9 protein-coding genes are annotated in these 9,544 nt (G+C 71.4%); 4 read left to right on the top strand and 5 right to left on the bottom strand.

What is annotated here, in order from left to right; translation table 11 throughout:
- Nucleotides 1-131: 131 nt before the first annotated feature.
- The gene (locus P1P75_RS36280; protein WP_319263505.1) at nt 132-623 is read right to left on the bottom strand and encodes a GNAT family N-acetyltransferase; all 492 of its coding nucleotides are present in this window, start codon (nt 621-623) and stop codon (nt 132-134) included.
- Nucleotides 624-671: 48 nt separating this feature from the next.
- Nucleotides 672-1,262: a flavin reductase family protein gene (locus tag P1P75_RS36275; RefSeq protein ID WP_319263503.1), complete on the bottom strand. Its 591-nt coding sequence runs from the start codon at nt 1,260-1,262 to the stop codon at nt 672-674.
- A 401-nt stretch (nt 1,263-1,663) separates the two neighbouring features.
- Here P1P75_RS36275 and cdgB point away from each other — a divergent pair, with 401 nt between their 5' ends.
- Entirely contained in the window at nt 1,664-3,331 is a 1,668-nt protein-coding gene (gene cdgB / locus P1P75_RS36270; RefSeq protein ID WP_319263501.1) for a diguanylate cyclase CdgB, read from the top strand.
- Nucleotides 3,332-3,484: 153 nt separating this feature from the next.
- On the top strand, nt 3,485-4,438 hold the full coding sequence (locus P1P75_RS36265; protein ID WP_319263499.1) for a carbohydrate-binding protein: 954 nt from the start codon (nt 3,485-3,487) through the stop codon (nt 4,436-4,438).
- A gap of 9 nt (nt 4,439-4,447) precedes the next feature.
- Here P1P75_RS36265 and P1P75_RS36260 read toward each other — a convergent pair whose 3' ends face one another.
- The 3 genes from P1P75_RS36260 to P1P75_RS36250 all read right to left on the bottom strand — a co-directional run bounded on the left by P1P75_RS36260 (nt 4,448) and on the right by P1P75_RS36250 (nt 7,638).
- A complete protein-coding gene (locus P1P75_RS36260) occupies nt 4,448-5,368 on the bottom strand; it encodes a 1-phosphofructokinase family hexose kinase (RefSeq protein WP_319263498.1) in 921 nt (306 codons plus the stop codon).
- Between the two features lie 150 nt (nt 5,369-5,518).
- Nucleotides 5,519-6,694 carry an N-acetylglucosamine-6-phosphate deacetylase gene (gene nagA / locus P1P75_RS36255; RefSeq protein ID WP_319263496.1) on the bottom strand — a complete coding sequence of 392 codons (1,176 nt, stop codon included), beginning with the start codon at nt 6,692-6,694 and terminating at the stop codon, nt 5,519-5,521.
- The gene (locus tag P1P75_RS36250; protein ID WP_319263494.1) at nt 6,694-7,638 is read right to left on the bottom strand and encodes an ROK family protein; all 945 of its coding nucleotides are present in this window, start codon (nt 7,636-7,638) and stop codon (nt 6,694-6,696) included. The genes nagA and P1P75_RS36250 overlap by 1 nt, the downstream gene beginning before the upstream one ends.
- A 202-nt stretch (nt 7,639-7,840) precedes the next feature.
- Here P1P75_RS36250 and P1P75_RS36245 point away from each other — a divergent pair, with 202 nt between their 5' ends.
- On the top strand, nt 7,841-9,064 hold the full coding sequence (locus P1P75_RS36245) for an extracellular solute-binding protein (protein ID WP_319263506.1): 1,224 nt from the start codon (nt 7,841-7,843) through the stop codon (nt 9,062-9,064).
- A gap of 22 nt (nt 9,065-9,086) precedes the next feature.
- Nucleotides 9,087-9,323 carry a DUF3263 domain-containing protein gene (locus P1P75_RS36240; protein WP_319263492.1) on the top strand — a complete coding sequence of 79 codons (237 nt, stop codon included), beginning with the start codon at nt 9,087-9,089 and terminating at the stop codon, nt 9,321-9,323.
- Nucleotides 9,324-9,544 lie beyond the last annotated feature (221 nt).

Here is a 9,544-nt window from a genome sequence, read left to right as displayed (position 1 = left end):
TTTCCGGGAGCACCCAGGTTTTTACTTTTTTGCTTCTGCCGCACACGCAGATGTGTATAATCAAGGAGCCGGCAACCGGCTGACGGCGAGCCGAGGAACCCGATGAGGAAGCCGGCGACCGTCGGGCGCCTTCACGCTCGTACACGGTCCAGTGTCAGTACCCCCACCGTCTCGTCCCCGCTCCGCTCCCCCGTGTCGCGGAAGCCCAGGCCGGTGTAGAAGCCCTCGGGGCCGTGGTCGCCGGGGTGCCAGGTGACGTACAGCTCCGTGCCGCCGCGGAGGCGGATCTGCTCGGCGACGGACTCGACGGCGAAACGGCCGTAGCCGCGGCCCTGCTCGCCCGCGGCGATGTTCAGCCGCCACAGGCCGGAGCGGATCAGGGTGCCGTCCTCGCCCCACTCGATGTCGAGGAAGGCCATCAGGAAGCCGACGGGGCGTCCGCCGTCGACGATCAGACGCGGCCAGGCGACCCCGGGATGCACATAGGCCTCGGCGAGGGACTTCATCACGGGGGAGACCGCGAATTCCTGCTCGGGCAGGACCCGAATGCCGAGAGCGGCTTCCAGATTTGCGGAGGTTATTTCTTCGAGACGCGGAGCGGAAGTCAGCGGCGGCGTGGTCATGGGCGGAGTGTAGGAAGGGAGTTCAGCGGGCGGCCACTGAATTGCCGTTCAGTTCAGGTGGCGATAGCGGCCCTTGAAATAGAGCAGTGGCCCGCCCTCTGCGCTCGGCACGCGCGCGTTCAGCACCCGGCCGATCACCAGGGTGTGGTCCCCGGCCTCCACCCGCTGCTCGGTACGGCACTCCAGGGTGGCCAGCGCGCCGCCGACCAGGGGGGCGCCGGTGATCTCGCCCCGGGTGTACGGGATGTCCTCGAAGAGGAGCCGGTCGCTGAGCCGGCCCTTCATCGCGAAGCGTCCGGCGATGTGCCGCTGGCTCTCCGACAGCACCGACACCCCCCACAGGGGCTGCTCGTCGATCAGGTCGTCCATCCGGGAGCCCGTGCGCAGGCTGACCAGCACCAGGGGCGGTTCCAGGGAGACGGACAGGAAGGCCGTGGCCGTCATCCCGGCGTTCTCGCCCTCCGGCGACCCCGGGTCGTCCGGGTCCAGTGGGGCCTCCTGCGCGGTCACCAGGACCACGCCGCCGGCCAGCCGGGACATGGCCGCACGGAACTCGTCGTTGCTCACCCCCACAGCATGCCCGGAGGGGCCGGGCTGGGCGGGCACGGTGGGCGAGGTCTTCAGCAGGTCGGGAGGCACGCTCCGCACGCTAGTCCCCGGTCCGGCCGCCCCGCATCGGACCTTCGCCCGAGTGCGGTCGTAGGTCCGCCCTAGGTCCGGCGCACGTCCGGCATCTGTCCGGGGGACCGATTCCCGTACGCTCTCCGGCAGGGGAGTCATACGCTCAGTAAAGGCACAGGGAGAATACAGAAAGCCCGCGCAATTGCTCAGGTTCTTATGTGACTTGAGTCACAAGCCCGGGGAATTGTTGACCCTGTGTACCGAGTGGGCAGCGCGCTGTGATTCAGTGGCGGAGGTGTCACAGGTACAGACACGTACGCAGACACGTGCACAGACACAACGACATGCGCAACGACAGAAACGACGTTACGCCGAAGACAACCCTTGATTCGCTGCGAAGTCTCGGGGGGAGGGCGAGCATGGAGGCCGAGTCGGAGCCTTACGTCCGTCTTGCGTCCCTGCGACAACTGCACCAGGTCATGGCCGACATGAACACGGCCCGCAGCCTGGCCGACACGCTGCAGACGGTCGCCAACGGCGTCGTGGCCGCCCTCGGATACGAACTGGCGTGCGTCAACCTCGTTCGCCCCGACGGTGACCTCGTCGTCGCCGCCTTCGCCGGAGACCCCGCGGCCGAGGCCTTCATCACCGGCCGGGTCGGCTCCCGCGAGTCCTGGGAGCGGCGGCTGGGCATGGGCGAGACCTGGGGCGACCTGATCTTCATACCCCACACCGAGGGCTGGGTCCTCGACGACGACGACGTCCCGCAGTGGTACACGGACGGGCCCGCGCCCCGCTTCGACGACGAGTGGCACCCCTCCGACCGGCTGTTCGCCCCCATGTACACGCCCGCCGCCCCCGGCGGCAACGGCGCCTGCGGCGAACTCATCGGCGTCCTCTCCGTGGACCGTCCGCGCAACGGCCGGCGGCCAGGCGCCTGGGGCCGCGAGGCCCTCCAGATGTACGCCTTCCAGGCCGCCATCGCGATCAGCAACGCGCGTCTGCGCGCCAACATGCAGCGCGCCCTGGTCCGCCTCGAACGCGAACAGCAGGCCCTGCGCGCCAGCGAGGAAAGCTTCCGTCAGGCCTTCGAGTACGCCCCCTCCGGCATGGCCATCGCCGAGATGGGCGGCGACCAGCACGGCCGGATCCTGCGCACCAACGACGCCCTGTGCCGCCTGCTGGGCCGCCCCGCCTCCGCGATGCGCCGCTACTCCTTCTCCGACCTCGTCCACCCCGAGGACATAGGCACCCTGCTGCGGACCTCCGCCGAGGGCGGACGGGCCGAACTGCGCCTCGGCCGGCGCGACGGCACGTACCTGTGGGTGTCGCTGCGCAACTCCGTCGTCGCCGACGCCGCCGACGGACCCCGCTTCCTCCTCACACACGTCGAGGACATAGAGGACCGCAAGCGCCGCGAACTCCAGCTCGCCCACCGCGCCTCCCACGACTCCCTCACCGGCCTGCCGAACTCCGCCGAGCTGCGCTCGCGCCTCTCCTCCCGGCTCTGCAAGCGCCCGCAGTCCACCCACCCCGCCGCCATCGACGCCATGGACGCCCAGGGGCACCCCGCCTTCGACACCAACGGGCACGGCTTCGACTTCCGGACCGACGGCGCGGAGAGCTTCGAGGCCTACGACCACCACGTGCACACCGTCGCCCCCGAGGACGGCGCCCGCGACGACGGAGCCAAGGGGCTCGCCGTCCTCTTCTGCGACCTCGACGGCTTCAAGTCGATCAACGACCGGTTCGGGCACAACGCCGGTGACGCGGTCCTCATCGAGGTCGCCCGCCGGCTCACCCGCGGGGTCCGCGACGGCGACACCGTCGCCCGGCTCGGCGGCGACGAGTTCGTGATCCTCGCCGACGGCCTCGGCAGCGCCGACGCCCAGGACCTCGCCGTACGCCTGCGCAACGAGATCATCCAGCCGATCCGCGCCGAGGGCCGGGCCGTCCGGGTGGGCGCCAGCTTCGGCATCGGTTGGGCACACTGCGGGATGACCGCGGACGAGGTGCTCAAGTCCGCCGACGAGCGGATGTACGTAGAGAAACGATCTCGTCCCAAACAGCACCGACGCGCCGGATGATCACCAGGTCAGCGCACCGTGGCCCGAAGCGATGCGATCCGAGTCACCCGTTCGGCGGGTCGGGAGCGGGTAGGCTCGCACTTCTCCGCACGTAGGGACGCGTAGGGATACGCGAACCACATCCGCCCCGCACCTGTTGAGGAGTACGAAGGGATGACGCCCGGCAACAACGGCGCGAGTACGCCCGAGGACGACGACCCGTTCGGCTACCTCTACGCCGACGGCCAGGCCAACGGAGCACAGCCTCCGTCCGGCGGTGGCTACGGATATCCGTCGGTGAACCGGGTGCGCCCGGTCGGCGAGCGCCAGTACGGCCAGCAGCAGACCGCGCAGTACGGGCAGCAGGCGGTGCCGCCCCAGCAGGGCGGGTACGGCCAGCCGAACGGCAACCACGCCGGACCCGAGAACTTCTCCGGCGGCGCAGGCGTGCCCACCGGCAACCGGCAGCAGGGCTACCAGGGCAGCGGCGGCGGCCGGGGCAGCGGCCCCAACACCAAGGGACTGCTGATCGGCGCGGTCGCGGTGGTCGCCGCCGTCGTCATCGGTATCGCGGTCGCGATGGCCAACGGCGGCTCCGGCGACGACAACAAGGCCGACGACGGGGCCTCCACCCCGCCCACCGTCTCCCAGAGCGCCTCGCCCAGTGCTTCCAGCAGCGGCGACACCGAGAAGGAGGTCGAGCTGCCGACGGTCGACGCCAAGGCCATGCGCCTCGGTGGCACCGCCGCCCTCGCCTCCGACATCCAGGGCGCCGAGGCCGACGGTGGCATCTACGTCGCCATGAACCAGGTCGGCAACTCCGTCACCTGGAGCGTCGACGGCATCCCCGAGGACGGCGCGTACACGCTGTTCGCGCACTACAGCGCCCCGGGCGAGGACCAGGCGATGACCCTCACGTTCAACGGCAAGAAGTTCGGCCAGCCGCTCAGCCTGAAGAACTACGCGAAGGCCCCCCAGGGCAACTTCGAGAAGGGCTGGACCACCACCTACGCCTGGCCCACCCTCACCAAGGGCACCAACACCATCACCCTCTCCTGCGAGAACGGCGACAAGTGCAATGTGCTCCTGGACCAGTTCTGGCTGAAGAAGGGCCAGGTCACGGAGTAACCACCGCGCTCAGGCCGCGGTGACCTCGCCGGTCACCGCCACCCTGCCCACCAGGTCCTCGTAGACCGACCGGTCGAAATCGCCGGCCGTCGGGGACAGGACCGTCGCCGCGGACAGGGCGACCGCTCGGGCCAGGGTGCGGGGCCAGGGGAGGCGCTCGACCAGGCCGGAGAGCAGGCCCGCGCAGACCGCGTCCCCGGCGCCCGTCGGGTTGCCGCGCAGGCGGGCCGGCGGGGTGGCCCGCCAGCGGCCCTCCGGGGTCGCCGCGACCAGGCCCTGCGGGCCCAGGGACGCCACCACCGAGCGGGCGCCGCGCCGACGGGCGTCCTGCGTCGCACGCAACGGCTCGTGGGAGCCGGTCAGTTCGGCCAGTTCATCGGCGTTCGGCTTGATCAGATCGGGGCGTGCGGCGACCGCCCGGCGCAGCGCCTCACCACTGGTGTCCAGCAGCACCGGCACGCCCGCCGCCCGCGCGGTGCGCACCAGGCTCGCGTACGCGCCCACCGGCACCCCCGGCGGCAGGCTGCCGCACAGGGCCACCGCGTCGGCGCCGGCCACCAGAGGCTCGTACGACTCCTGGAACGCGGACCACTCGGCGGGGGTGACGACCGGGCCGGGTTCGTTGAACTGCGTGGCGTCGCCGGTGCGTTCGTCGACGACGGCGACGGTCCGGCGGGTCGGGGCCGCGCACGGCACCAGCGCGTCCGTCACGCCGGTGAGCAGATCCCGTACGACACGGCCCGTGGGGCCGCCCGCGAAACCGGTGACCGTCACCTCGTGTCCGAGGGCGGCCAGGACGCGTGCCACGTTCAGTCCCTTGCCGCCGGGGCGTTCGGTCACCTCGGTCACCCGGTGCGTGGCGTGCGGGAGCAGGGCGGGGACGCGGTACGTGACGTCGAGAGCGGTGTTCACCGTGACCGTGAGAATCACCCTGGTCCGACCTCCCCCGGTCACCTGCGGTTCGCCCGCTGTTCGCGTGAATACGTCCTTCCGGACGTCCTGATCATGCCAAAGGGACGGTGGCCGGCCCAGTCCCGGGGTCGGCCACCGTCTCTCACGCGCGCTCGGCCGGCGCGTATTTCAGGCCAGTTGGGGCTCCACCACCCAAACCCCCTGCCTCATCACGCCCTTGAGGTCGAAGTTCTCGTCCAGCAGCACCAGGTCGGCGTCCTTGCCCGGCTCCAGGGACCCCACCCGGTCGTCCATGCCCAGCAGCCGGGCCGGGTTCGCGGACAGGGCCGCCACCACGTCCTGAACCGGCAGCCGGTCCACGGTCACCGCCCGCTTGAACGCCCGGTCCAGCGTCAGCGTGGAGCCGGCGATCGAACCGCCCTCCACCAGCCGGGCCACGCCCTCACTGACCTCGACCTCCAGCGGGCCGAGCATGTAACGGCCGTCGCCGATGCCCGCCGCGTCCATCGCGTCCGTGATGAACGCGACCCGGCCCGCCCCCGCCCGGTGGAACGCCAGCTCCAGCGCGGCCGGATGCAGATGGACGCCGTCGTTGATCAGCTCGACCGTCACCCGCTCGTCCTCCAGCAGCGCGGCGATCGGGCCCGGCGCGCGGTGCCCGAGCGGGGGCATCGCGTTGAAGAGGTGGGTGGCGACCGTCGCCCCCGCCTCGATCGCCTCCACCGTCTGCTCGTACGTGGCGTCCGTGTGACCCACGGCCGCGATCACCCCGTGCTCGGCCAGCAGCCGTACGGAGTCGATGCCGCCCGGCAGCTCGGTCGCCAGCGTGACCATCCTCGCCCTGCCGCGCGCCGCGTCGATCAGCTTGCGCACCTCCGCCGGATCCGGGTCGCGCAGCAGCGCCTCCGAGTGCGCGCCCTTACGGCACGGCGAGATGAACGGGCCCTCGAAGTGGATACCGGCCAGGTCACCCTGCTCGGCCAGCTCACTCAGCAGGCCGGCCTGGCGGACCAGGACGTCCATGTCGTCGGTGACGGTGGACGCGACGAGGGTGGTGGTGCCGTGACGGCGGTGGGCGTGGACGGCCTGCTGCACGTCCTCGGCGGTGCCGGAGAAGGAGGCTCCGCCGCCGCCGTGGTTGTGCAGGTCGACGAAGCCGGGGACCAGCCAGTGATTTCGTACGTCGATCACCTGGGCGGTGCCCTGGGTGGCGTCGGGGGCGATCCTGGTGCCGTCGATGGTCACCCGGCCGTCGGGCACCGTGCCGGTGGGCAGCACCACCGTGGCGCCGGTGAGTACCTGCGGGTGCGTCGCGGCTTGTCGCGCCCCTGAGGGGGTGGCCATCAGGACGTTACCTCCGTGCGGTCGGTCGAATCGAGGAGATCCCAGGCCAGCAGTCCCGCGCCCCGGCATCCGGCTGTGTCGCCCAGCGCCGCCGGGGCGATGTCCGGGAGTTTCTGGAAGGTGACCCGCCGGCGGACGGCGCTCCGCAGCGGTGTGAACAAGGTTTCCCCCGCCTCGGCCAGGCCGCCACCGATGATGAGGGTGCGCGGGTCCAGCAGGGTGAGGGCGGTGACCAGGCCGTCGGCGAGTGCGTCGACGGCCTGCTGCCAGATCCGGACGGCGTTCGGGTCCCCGGACGTGACGGCCTTGGCGCAGTCCGCGGCGTCCGCCTCCGGGTCCCCGCAGGCCGCCGCCCACGCCTCGCCGACCGCCGCCGCCGACGCGAACCGCTCCAGGCAGCCGCGCTGTCCGCAGGGGCAGGGCGTCCCGCCGGGTCGTACGACGATGTGGCCGATCTCGCCCGCGAAGCCGTGCGCGCCCGCCTCCACCCGGCCGTCCACGCCGATGGCGCCCGCGATGCCCGTGCCGAGGGCCACGAAGAGGAAGCGGTCGGCGCCCTGACCCGCGCCGATACGTCCCTCCGCGAGTCCTCCGGTGCGCACGTCGTGGCCGAGGGCCACCGGAATGCCACCGAGGCGGCGGGTGAGCAGCCGCCGCAGGTCGACGTCGCGCCAGCCGAGGTTGGCGGCGTAGACGGCGATCCCGTTCGCCTCGTCGACGATGCCGGGGACCGCGACCCCCGCCGCGGCAGCGCTCTCGCCGAGGTGCTCGACGCCGTACGCCCGCAGCTCGGCGGCGAAGTCGAGGATGCCGGCGACGACCTCCTCGGGGCCGCGTTCGCGGCCGGTGGCCCGGCGGGCCCGGTGCAGCAGCGCGCCGTCCGCCCCGACGAGGGCGGCTTTCATCCCGGTGCCGCCCACATCGAGGGCGATGACATGTCTCACGGAGACAGTGTGACCCGAGGACCCGTGAGAGGTCTAGTCCACTACGTGGTGTAGACCTTGTTCCGGATAGCGGTTTCATTGGTCGGAGCATTTATGTGTGCATCGTGTGTGCACGCGGGCACGGCCGTCAGGGGAGCGGGAGAGCACTGTGCAGTGGCGGGCAGCGAAGTCGGGACCGATCGCGGTGGCATCCGCCCTGAGCATGACGGCGGTCCTCGCCGGCTGCGGGCTCACCGGTGACTCCGGCGACGTCACCCTGAGACTCGTCGCCGCCGACTACGGCGACAGCGCCGCCAACAGCTCCGAGAAGTACTGGGGCGAACTCGTCGAGGCCTACGAGAAGGACCACCCCGGCGTCACCGTCGAGGTCACCGTCCACTCCTGGAACGACGTCGACCGCGAGGTCAAGAAGCTCGTCGACGCGGGCAAGGCCCCCGACATGGCGCAGATCGGCGCCTACTCCGACTACGCCGCCCAGGACCTCCTCCACAAGGCCGGCGACGTCCTCTCCATCCCCGCCCAGGCCGACTTCGTGCCCCAGCTCGCCGACGCCGGCGAGGTACGAGGCGTGCAGTACGGCATGCCGTTCGCCTCCTCGACGCGGCTGCTGTTCTACAACAAGACCCTCTTCGCCAAGGCCGGCCTCACCGCGCCGACCACCTGGTCCGAGCTGGCCGAGGACGCGGAGGCGCTGAAGTCGGACGGTGTGAAATATCCGTACGCCCTGCCCCTCGGCCCCGAAGAGGCGCAGGCCGAGACCATGCAGTGGCTGCTCAGCGGTGGGGGCGGCTACGCCGAGACCGCCACCGGCTACAGCATCGACTCCACCGAGAACGTCCACACCTTCACCTGGCTGAAGAACGAGCTGGTCGGCAAGGGACTCACCGGGCCGGTCGCGCCAGGCAGGCTCAACCGGGCCGACGCCTTCTCCGCGTTCGCCGCCGGACAGGTCGGCATGCTCAACGGGCACCCCTCGCTGATGAAGGCGGCCGCCGCGAAGGGCGTGAAGTTCGGCATGGTCCCGATGCCGGGCGTCGACGGGCCGACCAAGGTCTCCATGGGCGTCGCCGACTGGATGACCGCGTTCAGGAAGAACGGGCACACCGAGCAGATCAAGGACTTCCTGACCTTCGTCTACAGCGAGAAGAACGTCCTCGCCTTCTCCCGCGAGTACGACCTGCTGCCCGTCACCAACTCCGCCTCCCAGACCATGACCGCCGCCTCCCAGGACGGCGACCTCAAGCCCTTCCTCGACCAGCTGCCCGTGTCCGAGCTGTACCCGGTGGGACGCACCTCCTGGGCGGCCGTCAGCGCCGATGTGAAGAAGCGGATCGGGCAGGCCGTGCAGCCGGGCGGCAGCCCGGCGGGCGTCCTCGGCCAGCTCCAGACCACGGCCACCACCGCGGAGAGCGGCTCCGCCGGCTGAGCCGTTGGGCTACGGTGCGGGGATGGAGCAGGAGGAAGGGCTCGGGGCGAGGGAGCGGGACATTCTCGCCCTGGAGCGGCGCGGGTTCTCGGGGCCCGGCGCGAAGGAGCGGGCGATCCGGGAGGAGCTGGATCTGTCACCCGTGCGGTACTACCAGCTGCTGAACGCGCTGCTGGATGACGCGAGGGCGTTGGCGCACGATCCGGTGACGGTGAACCGGCTGCGGCGCGTGCGGGAGGCCCGCCGGGCGGAGCGGTGAGGCCGCGCGGACGGTCAGTCGTGCGGGTGGGCAGGGGGTGCCGTGCCTGGGGGCTGCCGCCCCCGGACCCCCGCTGTCGGCCTGAACGGCCTCGTCCTCGAGCGCCGGACGGGCTGGGTGCAGCCGAGCGGGCTGACAGGGACAGGCGTTGGCTATTGTCACCGTATGGGCACCCAAGAGACGCACCCCACGGACTCTCACCTCCCCACCCCCACCACCAC

This window comes from Streptomyces sp. ID05-39B (assembly GCF_033794725.1).
Classification (GTDB): domain Bacteria; phylum Actinomycetota; class Actinomycetes; order Streptomycetales; family Streptomycetaceae; genus Streptomyces; species Streptomyces bobili.
This window is presented reverse-complemented; position numbering and strand designations above follow the sequence as displayed.